The following is a 16715-nucleotide window of genomic DNA, read 5'->3' as shown; positions in this document are numbered from 1 at the left end:
GTGCCCCTGCGGCGCACCCGTGATCTTGCAAACAGAAATTCAGAGGAGTCTCCCCCATGGGTGCGAAAGACGTTCGTTTTGATACCGATGCCCGCGACCGCATGCTGCGCGGCGTGAACATCCTTGCCGATGCCGTCAAAGTCACGCTCGGCCCCAAAGGCCGCAACGTGGTGATCGAAAAGTCCTTTGGCGCGCCGCGCATCACCAAGGACGGTGTTTCGGTCGCCAAGGAAATCGAACTGGCCGACAAGTTCGAGAACATGGGCGCGCAGATGGTGAAGGAAGTCGCTTCCCGCACCAACGACGAAGCGGGTGACGGCACCACCACCGCCACCGTTCTGGCCCAAGCCATCGTCAAAGAGGGCATGAAGGCCGTTGCCGCCGGCATGAACCCGATGGACCTGAAGCGCGGGATCGACATGGCGACCGCCAAGGTCGTCGAGGCGATCAAGGCTGCGGCGCGTCCGGTCAAGGACACCGCCGAAGTCGCGCAGGTCGGCACCATCTCGGCCAACGGCGAAGCCGAAATCGGCCGCCAGATCGCTGACGCGATGCAGAAGGTCGGCAACGAGGGTGTCATCACCGTCGAAGAGAACAAGGGTCTCGAGACGGAAACCACCGTCGTCGAAGGCATGCAGTTCGACCGTGGCTACCTGTCGCCCTATTTCGTGACCAATGCCGACAAGATGATCGCGGAACTCGAAGACGCGTTCATCCTGCTGCACGAGAAGAAACTCTCGTCGCTGCAGCCGATGGTTCCGCTGCTGGAAGCCGTGATCCAGTCGCAGCGCCCGCTGATCATCGTGGCCGAAGACGTCGAAGGCGAGGCTCTGGCCACGCTGGTCGTCAACAAGCTGCGTGGCGGCTTGAAGATCGCTGCCGTCAAGGCTCCGGGCTTCGGCGACCGTCGCAAGGCCATGCTGCAGGACATCGCGATCCTGACCGGTGGTCAGGTCATCTCGGACGACCTTGGCATGAAGCTCGAGTCGGTGACGATCGACATGCTTGGCCGCGCCAAGAAAGTGTCGATCAACAAGGACAACACGACCATCGTCGACGGTGCCGGTGACAAGGCCGAGATCGCGGCGCGTGTGGCCCAGATCCGCACCCAGATCGAGGAAACCACCAGCGACTACGACCGCGAGAAGCTGCAAGAGCGCGTGGCCAAGCTGGCTGGCGGTGTTGCCGTGATCAAGGTCGGCGGCATGACCGAAGTCGAAGTCAAAGAGCGCAAGGACCGTGTTGACGACGCGCTGAACGCGACCCGCGCTGCGGTTCAGGAAGGCATCGTCGTCGGCGGCGGCGTGGCCCTGATCCAGGCTGGCAAAGTGCTTGAAGGTCTTGTCGGCGCGAATGCCGACCAGACCAACGGCATCAACATCGTGCGCCGCGCGCTGGAAGCGCCGCTTCGTCAGATCGCCCAGAACGCGGGCGTGGACGGTTCGGTCGTGGCTGGCAAGGTTCGGGAATCGAACGACAAGTCGTTCGGCTTCAACGCCCAGACCGAAGAATATGGCGACATGTTCAAGTTCGGCGTCATCGACCCGGCCAAGGTGGTTCGCACCGCTCTGGAAGATGCGGCTTCGGTCGCCTCGCTGCTGATCACCACCGAGTGCATGATCGCTGACCGTCCGGCCGACAAGGCCGGCGCGGGTGCCGGCGGCGGCATGGGCGGAATGGGCGGCATGGACGGGATGATGTAATCATCCCTGCCATCCGGCAGAAACGGGGGGCGTGGCGAAAGCTGCGCCCCTTTTTCTTTTGGGCCGGGCGGCGAAATCTGACGCAGATTTCGCGACGATTTTTGACGCAAAAATCGGGGGCGAGGGTCGGGCGCGTTTCTTTTGGGCCGGGCGGCGAAATCTGACGCAGATATCGCGACGATCTTTGGCGCAAAAATCGGAGGCGAGGGTCGGGCGCGTTTCTTTTGGGCCGGGCGGCGAAATCTGACGCAGATATCGCGACGAATTTTGACGCAAAAATCGGAGGCGAGGGTCGGGCGCGTTTCTTTTGGGCCGGGCGGCGAAATCTGACGCAGATATCGCGACGAATTTTGACGCAAAAATCGTGGGCGAGGGTCGGGCGCGTTTCTTTTGGGCCGGGCGGCGAAATCTGATGCAGATTTCGCGACGATTTTTGGCGCAAAAATCGGAGGCGAGGGTCGGGCGCGTTTCTTTTGGGCCGCGCGGCGAAATCTGACGCAGATATCGCGACGATTTTTGACACAAAAATCGGGGGCAAGTGTCGGGCGCGCGGAATTTGCGCCAAATTCCGGCGCGATTTCTGCGTCAGAAATCGCGGGGTTGGCGGATTGCCCTTTGGGTCGGGGCGGCTTAGCCTTTGGCCATGAACAAGAATTTTGCCATTGCTGCGGGGCTTGCGGCCCTTGCTTCGCTGTGTTGGGCGGGCAACTGGGTGCTGGGGCGCGCGATACGTGCCGATGTGCCGCCCTTTGGCCTGACCTTCTGGCGCTGGGCGCTGGCGGCGGTGATCCTGCTGCCCTTTGAATGGCGGCGGCTGCGGGCCGACTGGGCCGAGGTGCGGGCGCATCTGCCGCTGGTCGCGGCGATGGCGGTGCTGTCGGCGGGGATGTTCCAGTCGATGACCTATATCGGGCTGCATTCGACCGAAGCGATCAACGCGCTGCTCGTGTCGGCCACCATGCCCGTCTTTGTGGTCATCATCGCCTGGATCGTGCTGCGCGAGCGGCTGGGCCTGCGGCAGGCGGCGGGGATCGGGGTCAGTTTCTGCGGCGTCGCCTTTATCATCGCGCGGGGTGAACCGGCGCGGCTGCTGGACCTGCATTTCAATGTGGGGGATGCGTGGATTCTGGCGGCGCTGGTGGTCTGGGGCCTGTATTCGGTGCTGCTGAAGTTCAGGCCCAAGGGGTTGTCGGCGGTGGGGCTGACCTTTTTCATCGCGCTGGGCGGGGCGGGGTTCATGCTGCCCTTTCACCTGTGGGAGGTGTCGCGGGGCCTGCATGTGCCGCTGACGGCGGCGGGGCTGGGTGCGGTGGCCTATACGGGGGTTTTCGCCTCGGTCGTCGCCTTGCTGAGTTACAACGCGGCGGTGGCGCGGATCGGGCCTTCGCGGTCGGTGTTCTTCCTGCATCTGATGCCGGTCTTTGGCGCGGGGCTGGCTGTGGTGTTTCTTGGCGAGAAGATCGCCTTTTATCACCTGATCGGCTTTCCCGTGGCGCTGGGGGGTGTGCTTTGGGCGACGGTCAGCCGGGGCTGAGGCAAGCCGCTAGAGTGCCTTGACGAGGCGGTGGAAGGTGTTGCGCGCGTCGGTGCGGGTGACTCCGGTCGGGCGAAAGCCGTGGCGGTCCCAAAAGGCGCGGCCACGGGGATTTGCTTCGATCACGCCAAGGTAGAGGGCGGGCGCCTTTGCGGCGCGGGCAAGGGATTCGACATGGGCCAGCAGCCTTTGGCCCTGCCCCTGGCCGCGCATGCGCGGGGCGAGGATCATCAGGCCGAGAAAGGCGTCGCCCGCCACTGGAAAGCCGAAGGCGAGTTCGGCAAGTCCGGACAGCCGCCCGCCTACGAAAAGCCCGAGGCGGCGCGAGGCGGCGGGGTCGCAGTTCGGCGGGCAATCGGTGAAGAATTCGGCGGCGGCGGTCGGGCCGGGGGCATGACCATCGGCCAGAAGCCAGTAATCGGCGGACTCGTCAAGGAAGGCGGCCACGGCGGCAAGGTCGGATTCGGGGTGCAGGTCGCGGATCATGGATGGTCTATCGACAGGATTTCCAGCTCGACGATACCCGAAGGTTTCTTCCATTTCACCACATCGCCGACCGCCGCGCCCAGCAGCGCGCGGGCGAGGGGGGATTGCGGGGTGATCCGGCCCAAGGCGGCGTTGGCCTCGTCCTCGCCCGTGATCTGGAAGCGGGTTTCATGCCCATCGGCGTCGGCGACGGTGACGACAAGGCCGAAGGCAACCTCGGTCAGGGGAAAGCCTGCAGGATCGGTCAGGATGGCGGTGCGCAGGCGGGCTTCGATGTAGCGGATGTCGCGTTCCGCCGCCGCTTCGGGCAGTTTGTCGAGCCGGTCGGGGCGAGCCTTGAGGGCGGAGAGCCGCGACTGTGCCTCGTGCAGGCGGGCTTGCAAAGCGGCAAGGCCCGCAGGCGTGACGTGGTTCGGGTGGGCCGAGACGGGCAGGTCGGGCAGCGGGTCGAGCGCGCCGTCGCCCTCTTTGACGAAGGCGCGGCTCATGGCACGATCCGTTCGAGCGGGTCGTAAAGCATGGCATCATCCCATGCAGCCTGCGCGATGCTGTCGGGCTTGACGCGGATCGTCGCCAGATCATGACGGGAAAAGAAGGCGCGGCGGGTGACGACGCCTTCGGGGTCTTGCCAGCCCTGGTCGATCGCGCCGCCGGTGATGGTGCAGCGGAAGAAGATTTCCACCTGATGGAAGCCGCGCGCGGGGTCGTGGAATTCGTTGACCAGCACCGGAGCGCCGACGGCGATGGTGAGGCCTGTTTCCTCATACACCTCGCGCATCAGGTTTTCGGGCAGCGAGGTGCCGGGGTTCACGCCGCCGCCGGGGGCGCACCAGAGGTCGGACTTGGTGCCGCCATAGGCGTTGACCAGCAAAAGACGGTCCTGATGCAGGATCAGCGCGCGGGTGGCAAGGCGGGTGGGGCGATAGCTCATGCCGTGAAGGTGCGCGAGGGGGCGTGATTTGTCCATTGGCTGCGAAGGGGCTAGGGTTGGCGCATGATGCGCTGGATTTTCCTGTTCCTGATGCTTGCCACACCCCTGCGGGCCGAGTGCGTGGTGCTGCTGCACGGCCTGGCGCGCAGCGAGGATTCGCTTCTGGCGATGCAGGCGGCGCTTGAGGCAAAGGGCTATTCGGTGGTGAACGAGGGCTATCCCTCGACCGAGGCGCGGATCGAGGATCTGGTGCCGCGTGTGGGAGAGGCCGTGGCGCGTTGCGGCGATGCCCGCGTGGATTTCGTCACCCATTCGATGGGCGGGATATTGGCGCGGGCCTGGTTGGCCGGGAACCGGCCGAAGCGGATGGGGCGGGTGGTGATGCTGGCCCCGCCCAACGGCGGGTCGGAACTGGTGGATGCCTTTTCGGGGATCGGGCTGTTTGCCTGGGTCAACGGGCCTGCGGGGATGGAACTGGGGACCGATCCGGCATCGGTGCCCGCAGGATTGCCGCTGCCGGATTACGAACTTGGCGTGATCGCGGGGGACCGCTCGCTCAACCCCGTCTATTCCGAGGTGATCCCCGGACCGGATGACGGCAAGGTCAGCGTGGAAAGCACGCGGGTGGCGGGGATGACCGACCATATCGTGCTGCCGGTCACCCATACCTTTCTGATGTTCAACCCGCTGGTCATTGCCGAAGTCCTGACCTTTCTCGAGCGCGGACGGTTCGACCCCGATCTGGGCTATGGCGGCGCGGTCGAGGAGCTGATCGAGGGCAAGGACTGACGCAAGCGCAGGGCGGCCAAGGCTAGTGCGCGCCGGTGGGGGCGCGCAGGTCTGGGCGCGCCGGTCGGGATGGCCTGCGCCGGTTCGGCGCGGGTGGCAGCGAGCGGCCTTTGCCGCAAGGCCCGGCGGCCTAGCCGACCACGCGGTTGACGTGGCCCATCTTGCGGCCTGCCCGCGCCTCGGCCTTGCCGTAGAGGTGGAGGGCTGCGTTCTTTTCGCGGGCGATGGCGGGCACGCGCAGGATGTCGTCGCCGATCAGGTTTTCCATCACCACATCGGAATGGCGCGACCCGTCGCCCAGCGGCCAGCCCGTCACGGCGCGGATGTGCTGTTCGAACTGGTCGACCGCGCAGCCGTTCTGCGTCCAGTGGCCCGAATTGTGGACGCGCGGGGCGATTTCGTTGACGATCAGCCCTGCGGGGGTAACGAACAGCTCGACCCCCATGACCCCCACGTAATCGAGCGCGTTCAGGATGCGGGCGGCGATCAGGATGGCGTCGGTGCGCTGCGAGGCGCTGAGGCGGGCGGGGATGGTCGTGGTCGAGAGGATGCCGTTCCTGTGGACGTTCTCGCCCGGATCATAGCAGGCGACCGAGCCGTCGAGGCCGCGGGCGGCGATGACGCTGACCTCGTGCGTGAAGTCGATGAAGCCTTCGAGCACGGCTTCGGCCCCGCCCATCGCGGCATGCGCCGCTTCGGCATCGACGCGCGACATGATGCGGGCCTGACCTTTGCCATCATAGCCCAGACGCGTGGTCTTGAGGATGGCGGGGGTGCCGATGCGGTCGATTGCGGCTGTCAGGTCGGCCAGCGTTTGCACGCGGGCATAGGGTGCCGTGGTCAGCCCGAGGCCGGTGAGGAAATCTTTCTCGGCGATCCGTTCCTGGCTGATGGCCAGCGCGCGGCGGTTGGGGCGGATGGGATGGGTCTTTTCCAGCACATCAAGTGCTGCGGTGGGAATGTTCTCGAATTCATAGGTGATGACATCGACCGAGGCGGCGAAACGGGCCAGCGCATCGAGGTCGTCATAGAAGGCGGTCGTCAGGCGATGGGCGACATGTTCCGCCGGAGGGTTGGCGGCCGGTTCGAAGATATGCGTCAGATAGCCGAGGCGCGAGGCCGCGACCGAAAGCATCCGGCCCAGTTGCCCGCCGCCGAGGATGCCGATGGTGGAACCGGCGGGAAGCATGTCAGTCATCTTTGGGCTCGTCAGGGATGGAGGCGGAAAGGGCGTCGCGCCATGCGTCGAGACGGGCGGCGAGGGCGGGGTCTTGCAGCGCGAGGATGCCTGCGGCCAGAAGGCCCGCATTGGCCGCCCCTGCGGCGCCGATGGCCATCGTGGCCACGGGGTAGCCCTTGGGCATCTGGACGATGGAATAGAGGCTGTCGACCCCCGAGAGCGCCTTGGTCTGCACGGGCACGCCGATGACGGGGATGCGGGTCTTCGATGCCATCATGCCGGGCAGGTGGGCTGCGCCACCCGCGCCCGCGATGATGACCTGCAAGCCGCGTTCGGCGGCGGTCTTGCCGTAGGTCCACAGACGGTCAGGGGTGCGGTGGGCCGAGACGATCTTCGCCTCGTACGGAATGCCGAGCGCGTCGAGGATCAGGGCGGCTTCTTTCATGGTCGGCCAGTCGGACTGCGACCCCATGATGATTCCAACGCTTGCGGCCATGCCTGCCCCCGTTCCTGCGGTTGCGGTCGGGTATAGAGGATTGGGCCGTCAGGGCAAGCGCAAGGGTTGCCGCGCGGATGCGGGGGCGGGATTTGGGCGGGCTTTTCAGGCGCCACCGTCGCAGGGGGGCTGTCTGCCCCCCTTGGCGCTGCGCGCCACCCCCCGAGGATATTTCCGGCAAGAGGAAGCGACAAGGCGCGGGGCGGCGATACCGCGCGGGGCGAGGCGGGGAACAGGGCGCGGCGGGCTGGGCGCGGCAGGTGGGGCGCGGCGGGCGCGAGGGGCCGCCGTCAGGCGATGATGTCGGGGATGAGCTGGTCTTCCAGTTTCACGATCTGGTCTTTCAGCGCCAGCTTCTGCTTTTTCAGGCGGCGCAGGGTCAGCTGGTCGGGGCGACCGCCGGTTTCGAGGGCAAAAATAGCCTCGTCCAGATCACGATGCTCGCGCCGCAGCACCTCGAGCCGGATGCGGAGCATGTCTTCGAAGTTCATCTCGCTGGGCGCGTTCATGGAACCTGCGGACCTGTTGCCCAGACCTTGGCGGCCTGAGTCGTTTCTGTTTGCTGGGAGAGAGTATAGGGCACCAAGAGGATTCGGGGAAGATTTCTGCCCCGCGAAGCCGCGAAAAGCGACGAAATTTGCCTGTTTCGTCGGGTCTTGCAGGGCTGCGGACGCCGCCCCATATTCACGGTAGCGGGGGCCGCCATGACGGGGCCCTTGCCGAATGTCGCTTGGCTTAAGGGCATGACCTATGACGAAACTGAGCTTTGGCACGCACCCGTTCCTGTTGGGGTTCGAGCAGTTGGAACGGCTGGTGGAACGCACCGCCAAGACCGCGGAAGGCTATCCTCCGTTCAACATCGAGGCCACGTCGGAAAACGCCTATCGCATCACGCTTGCGGTGGCGGGGTTCCGCGAGGAGGACCTGTCGATCACGGTCGAGGACCGGCAATTGGTGATCCGTGGCCGTCAGGGCGATGACGGGGCCGAGCGGGTGTTCCTGCATCGCGGCATCGCGGCCCGCGCCTTCCAGCGCAGCTTTGTGCTGGCTGACGGGGTCGAGGTGGCGGGGGCGAGCATGGAGCATGGCCTGCTGCATATCGACCTGCGCCGGTCGGTGCCGGAAACGGTGGTTCAGACCATCGCGATCAGTTCTCGTCGGAAGTGAGGGAAAGATGGATACGAAATTCGCAGGATTGCCCGAGGGCGAAGGCAAGATCGTCTATGTGCGCCCCGTCGCGGTGGCGGACCTGCCCGCCGAGGTGCAGGCCCATGCGGGCAGGCTGACCACGATCTATGCGCTGCATGACGTGGACGGCGACCGTTTGGCGCTGGTCAGGGATCGGGCGATGGCCTTTGCGCTGGCGCGGGCCAATGACATGGCGCCGGTGAACGTGCATTGACAGGGGCGGTCCCGCTGGCGGGGCGCATGCTGCCACGGTGAGCGCTGTCGCGGGGCGGCCGGATCGGCCTTTGCCACATGGATCGGGCGGGAAACGGGCGCGGGATGCTGGCCGGACTGACGCCTGATTGGCACCCGCGCGGCTGTCGGCTAGGCTTGCAGGCTTGCAGGCTGGGAGGCTCCGCGATGATCACCGATCCCGACGACTATTTTGCCCGCGGGTGCGGGCGTTGTGCGCGGTTCGACAGCGATGCCTGCGTGACGCGGAAATGGGCGGCGGGGCTGGAGGCGCTGCGCCGCCTGTGCCTTGGGGCGGGGTTGGTCGAGACGGCGAAATGGGGCCATCCCTGCTATATGGCGGGCGGGCGCAACGTGGCGCTGATCGGGGCGTTGAACGGGGATTTCCGGCTGAATTTCTTTGAAGCCGCCCTGATGGCCGACCCTGCGGGCGTGATGGAACGGCAGGGGCCGAACACGCGGCATCCCGACTCGATCAAGTTCACGGAGAATGGGCAGGTGGCGGCGATGGCGGCGACGGTTGCCGCCTATCTGGCCGAGGCCAAGGCCCATGCCGAAGCGGGCCGCCGCGCCCCGCGCGAGGCGGGCGAGGTGGACCTGCCCGCGGAATTGGCCGAATCGCTGGAGGCCGACCCGGAGCTGGCCGAAGCCTTTCATGCGCTGACACCGGGGCGGCAGCGGAGTTACGTCATCAACCTTGCGGGGGCCAAAGCGGCGCAAACGCGCATCCGCCGGATTGCGGGGTTCCGGAGCAGGATTCTGGCGGGCAAGGGGGCGCAGGAGCGGTAGAGGATTCCTGCCGCCGTTTTTCGCCCCCACCTTGCGCCCACATTCTGCGGCCACTCTGTGAGCAGAACGAAAAAGCCCCGCCGGAGCGGGGCTTTTCCATTGGGTCACGCCAAGGCTCAGGCCTTGATGAGGCCCATGCTTTCCAGTTTCAGGATCACCTGCTGGGCGCAGTAATCCACGTCGGTGCCTTCGGTATCGACCACAAGCTCGGCCTTGGTCGGTGCCTCGTAGGGGTCGGAGATGCCGGTGAATTCCTTGATCTTGCCTTCGCGGGCGAGTTTGTAGAGGCCCTTGCGGTCGCGGCGTTCGCATTCCTCGATCGAGGTTGCCACATGCACCTCGATGAAGGCGCCGAACGCTTCGATCATTTCGCGCACGGCGCGGCGGGTCGCGGTGTAGGGGGCGATCGGCGCGCAGATGGCGATGCCGCCGTTCTTGGTGATTTCAGACGCCACATAGCCGATGCGCTTGATGTTGATGTCGCGGTGCTCTTTCGAGAAGCCGAGTTCCGAGGACAGATGCTTGCGCACCACATCACCGTCAAGCAGCGTCACGGGGCGGCCGCCCATCTCCATCAGCTTGACCATGAGCGCGTTGGCGATGGTCGATTTGCCCGAGCCGGACAGGCCCGTGAAGAACACGGTGAAGCCCTGTTTGGCCCGCGGGGGCGAGGTGCGGCGGAGTTCGGTCACGACCTGCGGGAAGCTGAACCAGTCGGGGATTTCCAGCCCTTCGCGCAGGCGGCGGCGCAGTTCGGTGCCGGAAATGTCGAGCACGGTCGAACCTTCGGGAACCTCGTCGACGGGGTAGTATTGCGACTTTTCCTGAACGTAGACCATCTGTTTGAAATCGACCATCTCGATGCCGATTTCTTTCTGGTGCTCGGCCACCAGCGTCTGCGCGGCGTAGGGGTCGTAGAAATCCTTGCCGGCCGAATTCTTGCCCGGACCGGCGTGGTCGCGGCCCACGATGAAATGGGTCAGGCCGTGGTTCTTGCGGATGATCGCGTGCCAGAGCGCCTCGCGCGGGCCGCCCATGCGCATGGCAAGGTTCAAGAGCGACAGATGCGTGGTCGAGGCGGGGTATTGGTCAAGCACGGCTTCATAGCAGCGCACGCGGGTGAAGTGGTCGACATCGCCCGGCTTGGTCATGCCGACGACGGGGTGGATGAGGAGGTTGGCTTCCGCCTCTTTCGCGGCGCGGAAGGTCAGTTCCTGATGCGCGCGGTGCAGCGGGTTGCGGGTCTGGAAGGCGACGATGCGGCGCCAGCCCATCTTGCGGAAGAAGGCGCGCAGTTCGTTGGGCGTGTCGCGGCGGGCCTTGAAGTCGTAATGCACGGGCTGCTGGATGCCGGTGATCGCGCCGCCGAGATAGACGGGGCCGGCCACGTTGTGCAGGTAGTTCACGGCGGGGTGGGCAAGATCGTCGGCGCCGAAGACATGTTCGGCTTCCTTGGACTTGTTCGGCACCCATTTGTCGGAAATCGACAGGATGGCGAGGATCACGCCTTCTTGGTCGCGCAGGGCGATGTCCTGTCCGGCGGCGACGGTTTCGGCGAATTTTTCCGACACGTCGAGGGTGACCGGGATCGGCCAGAGCGTGCCGTCGGCGGTGCGCATGTTCTCGACGGTGCCGTTGTAATCGGCCTCGGACTGGAAGCCGCGCAGCGGGAAGAAGCCGCCGTTCATCAGCAGTTCGAGGTCGCAGACCTGACGCGCGGTAAGATCCCACGACGGAAGGGTGGCGGCTTCGATCTTCAGTTTCTGGGCGCTGTCGGCCGAAACATAAAGCTCGGGGATCGGGGCGTGGTGCGAAAGGGTCATGGGGCCTCGGGGTTTGCGGAATATGCGGGGCAACCCGCAGTCGCGGCGGGGCTTATCGCTTTGGCGGAAGGATTTCCAGCAAACAAGGGTATAGGGGGCCGAAAAAGGGCGGAAATGCCGCGCTTTCGGCCGCCGCCGGAATGCCGTTCCGCAGCACGGGAGGAAGAAAGGCCGTTTGCCCTGCCCGCCGGAGCCGGCCTGACCGGGTGGGGGACAGGTGAAAGTTTTCAAGAAGCCGCGCGGATTTGCGGCAGGAAACCTGTCGCCTAGTGCCCTGCGAGGAATTTTTCCGCATCCAGCGCGGCCATGCAGCCCATGCCGGCCGAGGTGACGGCCTGACGGTAGACGTGGTCGGTCAGGTCGCCCGCGGCAAAGACGCCGGGGATCGAGGTGCGGGTGGAGCCTGCCTCGACCTTTACGTAGCCGCCGTTGTGCAGTTCGAGCTGGTCCTTGACCAGTTCCGAGGCGGGGGCATGGCCGATGGCGACGAAGAAGCCCGCGCAGGGGATGTCGGTGATCTCGCCGGTCTGGACATTGCGGGCGCGGACGGCGGTGACGCCGAGGGGGGAGCTGTCGCCCAGAACCTCGTCGACGGTGTTGTTCCAGAGGACCTGCACCTTGGGGTGTTTGAACAGACGGTCCTGCATGATCTTTTCGGCGCGGAAGCTGTCGCGGCGGTGGATCACGGTGACCTTGGAGGCGAAGTTGGTCAGGAACAGCGCCTCTTCCACGGCCGTATTGCCGCCGCCGATCACGACCACCTCTTTGCCGCGATAGAAGAACCCGTCGCAGGTGGCGCAGGCGGAAACGCCGAAGCCCTTGAATTTCTCCTCGGAGGGCAGGCCGAGCCATTTCGCCTGCGCCCCGGTGGCAAGGATCACGGCATCGGCGGTGTAGACGGTGCCGCTGTCGGATTGGGCGGTGAAGGGGCGGTTTTGCAGGTAGAGCGAGGTGATGTAATCGGTGATGATCTCGGCCCCCATCGCGCGGGCATGCTCTTCCATGCGGACCATCAGGTCGGGGCCTTGCACATGGGTGTCGCCGGGCCAGTTCTCGACCTCGGTCGTGATGGTGAGCTGGCCGCCGGGTTGCAGGCCCTGCACGAGGATGGGTTCGAGCATCGCGCGCGAGGCGTAGACGGCGGCGGTATAGCCTGCGGGGCCGGAGCCGATGATCAGAACCTTGGTGTGCCGCGTCTCGCCCATGATGTTCCCCTGCTGTCCGTCTGTCAGGGGGTTGATATATGCACAAGCACGGACGGGGGAAAGGCCCAAGCATCGGGGGTTTCACCCCCGAACCCCCAGAGTATTTGGGCAAGGATGAACAGGGGAACCGCGCGCGGGCGGCAGGGGAGGCGGGTCTTTTTCTTGCGCGGCGTTGAAACATTATTGCGCAAAAGGCGGGTCGGGCCTACATAGTCGAAAATTCCGGCGCAACGACCGGAGCAAAGGGGACCGACATGGCCGGATCGAAGCTCGACCCGATTGACCGCCAGATTCTTGCCGAGCTGCAAGCCGACGGGCGGATGACGAACGTCGAACTTGCCAGCCGCGTGGGGATTTCCGCGCCCCCCTGCCTGCGGCGGGTCAGGACGCTGGAGGAGGCGGGATACGTGCGCGGCTACCATGCCGATATCGACGCGCGCGAGCTGGGGTTCGAGGTGCAGGTCTTTGCGATGGTGCGGCTGCAAAGTCAGGCCGAGGCGGATCTGGCGATCTTTGAGGAACGCTGCCGCAACTGGCCGCTTGTGCGCGAGTGCCATATGCTGAATGGCGAGATCGATTTCATCCTGAAATGCGTGGCGCCTGACCTGTCGTCGTTCCAGAGCTTTCTGACGGGCGAATTGCTGAAAGCCGAGAATGTGGCGACGGTCAAGACCAGCCTTGTGATCCGCTGCGCCAAGGATGAGCCGGGCGTTCCCTTTGACGTGCTGGAAGCGCGGCTGGCGAAATCGGCCTGAGAGGGCGCGCGCGCCGCGCCGCGATCTGCCTGACCCCCAAAGTGATAAGCGGCCCCGAGTGGCGCGCAGAGGAACACGCCGGGGGCCGCTTTACCGAAGCAAGACCGGACCCGGGACCGAAGCGCAATTGCCTACACTTCTTCGGGTCGACCATGTTCGTAATATGGCGGGCTGCGTGTCTTGCGTCAAACTTTGGCCGCGATTGGCGCGGGAAAGGTGGCGGATTTGGGGCCGCTCGGCCGGATTGTCGCAAACGGGGGGCCAATCGGCCGGATCGTGCGGCGAATCAAAGATGGTGAGCGGGGCCACCGGGGCCCCGCGCGCTTCGGTCAGCGGGCAGCAATGGCCGAAGCTTTGGTCGCCGCCGGCTTCATCGCGGCGGGCTTTTTGCGGTTGCCGCGCTGCCACGGCAGGGCGATTTGCGGCTCGAGGCTGGCGGCGATCACGGATTTCAGCCAGCGGCGGTCTTTTTTCATGGTTCGCTCCCCAAGTGGCAGGCGTTTGATGGGGCCAATCTGGCGGGAATTTGCGGCGGGGATTTGGCCCTGATTGTGCATCATCTGGACATGAATCGGCGGGGCGGGCCGCAATTGTGGCTGCGCCCCCGGGCGGTGGCGGTCTTGTTTTGTTGACAATGAGCGGTGCAGGCCCGGGGATCGTTGCCGGAATTGCGACAATTCCGCGTCAGAGGCGGATGGCCGAGATCAGGCGGCCGTAATCGGCCTCGGCCGCGTGGGTGGTGCGGCGGAAGGAAAAGAATCGCGCAGGGTCGGCATAGGTGCAGTGCCGCGTCCATTCGGCATGGCCCACCCCTGCCGCGCGCAGCCGCGACAGGCCGAAGGCCGGCAGGTCGAAAAGCATCCGGTCGCCCGTGCCATTGGCGAAGAAGCGGGCATTGGCGGGGTCGTCGTCGGTAAAGGCCTCGAAGAATTCGGGGCCGACCTCGTAATTGCGCTGGCTGATGGTGGGGCCGATCACGGCAGAGATGTCGGCCCGTTTCGCGCCGAGGCTTTCCATCGCGGCAACGGTGGCTTCGAGCACGCCGTCGCGGGTGCCGCGCCATCCGGCGTGGGCCGCGCCGATCACGCCTGCCTTTGCGTCGCAGAACAGCACGGGCTGGCAATCGGCGGTGAGGATGCCCAGCGCAAGGCCGGGGGTGGTGGTAACCATCGCATCCGCGCGGGGACGGTCGGCCAAGGGGGCCGTGACATGCAGCACATCGGGCGAATGGATCTGGTTCACCGACAAGAGATGGTCCTGCGCCACGCCGAGCGCATCGGCCACGCGGGCGCGGTTGATCGCCACCACCTCGGACAGGTCGGACGAGCCGGGCCCGCAGTTCAGCCCGGCGAATATGCCCGAGGATGCCCCGCCCTTGCGGGTGAAGAAGCCGTGCCGGACGGGAATCGCATCGGTGGTGATGATTTCAAGCAAGGTCAAATCCGGGTGGCGGCGGGTGGCGTGAGGGATGCAGGGCGAGCGCCTTGAATAGCGAACCCATTTCCGACGGGTCGGTCAAGCGGCGCGTGGCGGAAAGATGCGATTCAAGCGCGGGACCGGTCAGCGCCTGCGCCAGTCGGGCGCTGCGCTGCGCGATGCCGAGGCGCGAGAGAAGCTCGCCCTGGGTCATCATGCGGCTGGCGCGGGCGGGGGCGGCGGCGCGGGCGATGGCCTCGAAATCGACATGGGCGGTCAAGTCGGCCTCGCCGGGGGTGGCGAGAGGGTCGGTGAAGCGGTGATCCCTGAGCGCCTGGAACGTGTCGCCAAGGCTGCGCCAATCGCCGTAGTCGACGAAGATGGCCGCCCCGCCGCGGGTCTCGATCAATCCGCCAAGGCGCGAGGCGATGGCGCCGGCGGCGGGCATCACCTCGACCACGTCGCCGGGTTTCGTATCGGCAAGCCGGTGGCGCAGGGGTCCGAGGTCGGCGGGCGCGGCACGGCCGAGGGTCAATGCCCCGCCGGTCACGCCGACCACGGTTTCGGCCCAGCCCCCGGGCGTGCGGGTGAACTGGCGGATGGGCAGCGCGTCGAGGAATTCGTTGGCAAGCAGGAAAAGCGGGGCATCGGGCAGGGCATCGACCGTATCGGCCCATGCGACCGCGACCGTGCCGAGGGTGCGGCGCTGCACCTCGCGCAGGCTGGCCGAGGCTTCGACCAGCGTGACCTGTGCCGCCGCGTGAAAGCCCGGCACGGCGCGGGTGGCGCGCAGGACATCGGCCATCAGCGTGCCGCGACCGGGGCCAAGCTCGGCCAGGGTAAAGCGGGCGGGCGCGCCCTGGTCGAGCCACGCCTGCGCCAGCGACAGGCCGAGAAGCTCGCCGAACATCTGGCTGATTTCGGGCGCGGTGGTGAAATCGCCGCTGGCTCCGAAGGGGTCGCGGGTGGCGTAATAGCCATGCGCGGGATGCAACAGGCATTCGGCCATGTAGTCGGCCAGCGTGATCGGCCCCGTCGCCGTGATGCGGCGGACAAGCAGATCGGCAAGCGGGGTCATGCGGGCTGTGCCTTGCCCAAGGCCCGCAGGGTGAACCACAGGCCAAGCGCGATCATCGGCAGCGACAGCAGTTGCCCCATCGTCAGCCCGTAGCCTCCCGCGTGCAGCGCAAGGCCGAGGGGGTTGTCCGGGGTCACGAATTGCGCATCGGGCTGGCGGACGAATTCGACAAGGAAGCGGGCGATGCCATAGCCTGCGAGGAACACGCCCAGAAGCCGCCCCGGACGTTGCAGCCAGCCGCCGCGCCATGCGCCCCAGAGCAGGATGACGCCCAGAAGCAGGCCCTCGAGCGCCGCCTCGTAAAGCTGCGAGGGATGGCGGGCGCAGACGGTCAGCACGCCCTCGCAGGTTTGCGCGGCCTCGCCGGGGAAGGCGACGCCCCAAGGCAGCGTGGTCGGACGGCCCCAAAGCTCGGCGTTGATGAAATTGGCGATGCGCCCCAGCATCAGCCCCGCAGGTGCGGCGACGGCAAGCAGATCGGCAAGGGTGAGCATGGGAATGCCCTCGCGCCGGCAGAACAGGATGCCTGCCACGACCACGCCCAGAAAGCCGCCGTGAAAGGACATGCCGCCCTCCCAGACGCGCAGGACATGGGCGGGGTTCTCGAGGAAGAAGCCGGGCTGGTAGAAAAGCACATAGCCGGTGCGGCCGCCGATGATCACGCCAAGGATGATCCAGGTCAGCAACCGCTCGGCCTGGTCGGCGGTGACGGGGGCGGGGCCGGACCACAGGCGCTGCGTCGTCACAAGCCGTGCGATCAGCTTCCAGCCGATCAGCAGCCCCGCGATATAGGCGAGCGCATACCAGCGCAGGGCGAATGTCATGCCTTCGTACTGGATCGAGAATATCTCGGGCGAGATATCCGGAAAGGGAATGTAGGACATGGTCGGGCCTTTGCGCGGGATGGCAGGGTTTTCCGGGCTGCAGGGCGGGAAGTCAACTCACCTGACCGTGGAGGGCTTTGGGGACGGCTTTTGGGGACGGCGCTGGCGGTGCCTGTTCAGCCTTGCCCAAATACTCGCCTTGCGACCGCGGGGGGCAGGCCGCGACGGGGGGGATTTGCCCTGCGGCAAGGCGCGGGCTTGTCGCGGCGCGGCGGCGGGGCCATATA

Annotated in this window: 19 protein-coding genes; 7 read left to right on the top strand and 12 right to left on the bottom strand. The window is 66.0% G+C overall.

Translation table 11 applies throughout. The features are described 5' to 3' along the window. Window positions 1-56: 56 nt before the first annotated feature. Both groL and H7F16_RS05050 read left to right on the top strand, forming a co-directional pair. Window positions 57-1703 (top strand): chaperonin GroEL, encoded by a 1647-nt coding sequence (gene groL, locus H7F16_RS05055; RefSeq protein WP_185796432.1) that lies wholly within the window; start codon window positions 57-59, stop codon window positions 1701-1703. A gap of 643 nt (window positions 1704-2346) precedes the next feature. Next, entirely contained in the window at window positions 2347-3237 is an 891-nt protein-coding gene (locus H7F16_RS05050; protein ID WP_185796431.1) for a DMT family transporter, read from the top strand. Between the two features lie 9 nt (window positions 3238-3246). Here H7F16_RS05050 and H7F16_RS05045 read toward each other — a convergent pair whose 3' ends face one another. The 3 genes from H7F16_RS05045 to H7F16_RS05035 are packed head-to-tail and all read right to left on the bottom strand — an operon-like array spanning window position 3247 to window position 4654. After that, a complete protein-coding gene (locus tag H7F16_RS05045) occupies window positions 3247-3723 on the bottom strand; it encodes a GNAT family N-acetyltransferase (RefSeq protein WP_185796430.1) in 477 nt (158 codons plus the stop codon). After that, on the bottom strand, window positions 3720-4211 hold the full coding sequence (locus H7F16_RS05040; RefSeq protein WP_185796429.1) for a GreA/GreB family elongation factor: 492 nt from the start codon (window positions 4209-4211) through the stop codon (window positions 3720-3722). The genes H7F16_RS05045 and H7F16_RS05040 overlap by 4 nt, the downstream gene beginning before the upstream one ends. Beyond that, window positions 4208-4654, bottom strand: a complete 447-nt coding sequence (locus H7F16_RS05035; protein WP_185796428.1) for an NUDIX domain-containing protein — start codon at window positions 4652-4654, stop codon at window positions 4208-4210. The genes H7F16_RS05040 and H7F16_RS05035 overlap by 4 nt, the downstream gene beginning before the upstream one ends. A 66-nt stretch (window positions 4655-4720) precedes the next feature. Between H7F16_RS05035 and H7F16_RS05030 the strand changes: the two genes are divergently transcribed. After that, window positions 4721-5443, top strand: coding sequence for an esterase/lipase family protein (locus H7F16_RS05030; protein WP_422121106.1), 723 nt, complete (start codon window positions 4721-4723; stop codon window positions 5441-5443). Window positions 5444-5573: 130 nt separating this feature from the next. On the opposite strand, the gene H7F16_RS05025 is transcribed toward H7F16_RS05030, so the two are convergent. From H7F16_RS05025 to H7F16_RS05015, 3 genes are all read right to left on the bottom strand, one after another. Continuing rightward, entirely contained in the window at window positions 5574-6641 is a 1068-nt protein-coding gene (locus tag H7F16_RS05025) for a 5-(carboxyamino)imidazole ribonucleotide synthase (protein WP_185796426.1), read from the bottom strand. Beyond that, window positions 6634-7119, bottom strand: coding sequence for a 5-(carboxyamino)imidazole ribonucleotide mutase (gene purE / locus H7F16_RS05020; protein ID WP_185796425.1), 486 nt, complete (start codon window positions 7117-7119; stop codon window positions 6634-6636). The genes H7F16_RS05025 and purE overlap by 8 nt, the downstream gene beginning before the upstream one ends. A gap of 290 nt (window positions 7120-7409) precedes the next feature. Then, window positions 7410-7628, bottom strand: a complete 219-nt coding sequence (locus H7F16_RS05015; protein ID WP_108436596.1) for a YdcH family protein — start codon at window positions 7626-7628, stop codon at window positions 7410-7412. 241 nt (window positions 7629-7869) lie between these two features. On the opposite strand from H7F16_RS05015, the gene H7F16_RS05010 reads away from it, so the two are divergent. The 3 genes from H7F16_RS05010 (at window position 7870) to H7F16_RS05000 (ending at window position 9327) form a co-directional block, all read left to right on the top strand. Further along, window positions 7870-8286, top strand: coding sequence for an Hsp20 family protein (locus H7F16_RS05010; protein WP_185796424.1), 417 nt, complete (start codon window positions 7870-7872; stop codon window positions 8284-8286). Window positions 8287-8293: 7 nt separating this feature from the next. Continuing rightward, window positions 8294-8521 (top strand): DUF1150 family protein, encoded by a 228-nt coding sequence (locus tag H7F16_RS05005; RefSeq protein ID WP_185796423.1) that lies wholly within the window; start codon window positions 8294-8296, stop codon window positions 8519-8521. 185 nt (window positions 8522-8706) lie between these two features. Further along, window positions 8707-9327 (top strand): YdeI/OmpD-associated family protein, encoded by a 621-nt coding sequence (locus H7F16_RS05000; RefSeq protein WP_185796422.1) that lies wholly within the window; start codon window positions 8707-8709, stop codon window positions 9325-9327. A 116-nt stretch (window positions 9328-9443) separates the two neighbouring features. Here H7F16_RS05000 and H7F16_RS04995 read toward each other — a convergent pair whose 3' ends face one another. Then, window positions 9444-11150, bottom strand: a complete 1707-nt coding sequence (locus H7F16_RS04995; RefSeq protein ID WP_185796421.1) for a bifunctional sulfate adenylyltransferase/adenylylsulfate kinase — start codon at window positions 11148-11150, stop codon at window positions 9444-9446. 266 nt (window positions 11151-11416) lie between these two features. Then, window positions 11417-12355 carry a thioredoxin-disulfide reductase gene (trxB, locus tag H7F16_RS04990; RefSeq protein ID WP_185796420.1) on the bottom strand — a complete coding sequence of 313 codons (939 nt, stop codon included), beginning with the start codon at window positions 12353-12355 and terminating at the stop codon, window positions 11417-11419. A 254-nt stretch (window positions 12356-12609) separates the two neighbouring features. Here trxB and H7F16_RS04985 point away from each other — a divergent pair, with 254 nt between their 5' ends. Beyond that, window positions 12610-13110, top strand: a complete 501-nt coding sequence (locus H7F16_RS04985; RefSeq protein WP_185796419.1) for an Lrp/AsnC family transcriptional regulator — start codon at window positions 12610-12612, stop codon at window positions 13108-13110. 329 nt (window positions 13111-13439) lie between these two features. Here H7F16_RS04985 and H7F16_RS04980 read toward each other — a convergent pair whose 3' ends face one another. From H7F16_RS04980 to lgt, 4 genes are all read right to left on the bottom strand, one after another. Next, window positions 13440-13586, bottom strand: coding sequence for a hypothetical protein (locus H7F16_RS04980; protein WP_185796418.1), 147 nt, complete (start codon window positions 13584-13586; stop codon window positions 13440-13442). Between the two features lie 208 nt (window positions 13587-13794). Continuing rightward, entirely contained in the window at window positions 13795-14544 is a 750-nt protein-coding gene (gene pgeF, locus H7F16_RS04975; RefSeq protein WP_185796417.1) for a peptidoglycan editing factor PgeF, read from the bottom strand. Beyond that, window positions 14537-15604: a class I SAM-dependent methyltransferase gene (locus H7F16_RS04970; protein WP_185796416.1), complete on the bottom strand. Its 1068-nt coding sequence runs from the start codon at window positions 15602-15604 to the stop codon at window positions 14537-14539. The genes pgeF and H7F16_RS04970 overlap by 8 nt, the downstream gene beginning before the upstream one ends. Next, the gene (gene lgt / locus H7F16_RS04965) at window positions 15601-16488 is read right to left on the bottom strand and encodes a prolipoprotein diacylglyceryl transferase (protein ID WP_185796415.1); all 888 of its coding nucleotides are present in this window, start codon (window positions 16486-16488) and stop codon (window positions 15601-15603) included. The genes H7F16_RS04970 and lgt overlap by 4 nt, the downstream gene beginning before the upstream one ends. Between the last annotated feature and the right edge of the window lie 227 nt (window positions 16489-16715).

Source organism: Paragemmobacter straminiformis (assembly GCF_014243445.1).
Lineage (GTDB): Bacteria > Pseudomonadota > Alphaproteobacteria > Rhodobacterales > Rhodobacteraceae > Paragemmobacter > Paragemmobacter straminiformis.
Note: the sequence above shows the minus strand (reverse complement) of the source record. Positions and strands in the feature narration are given on the sequence as shown.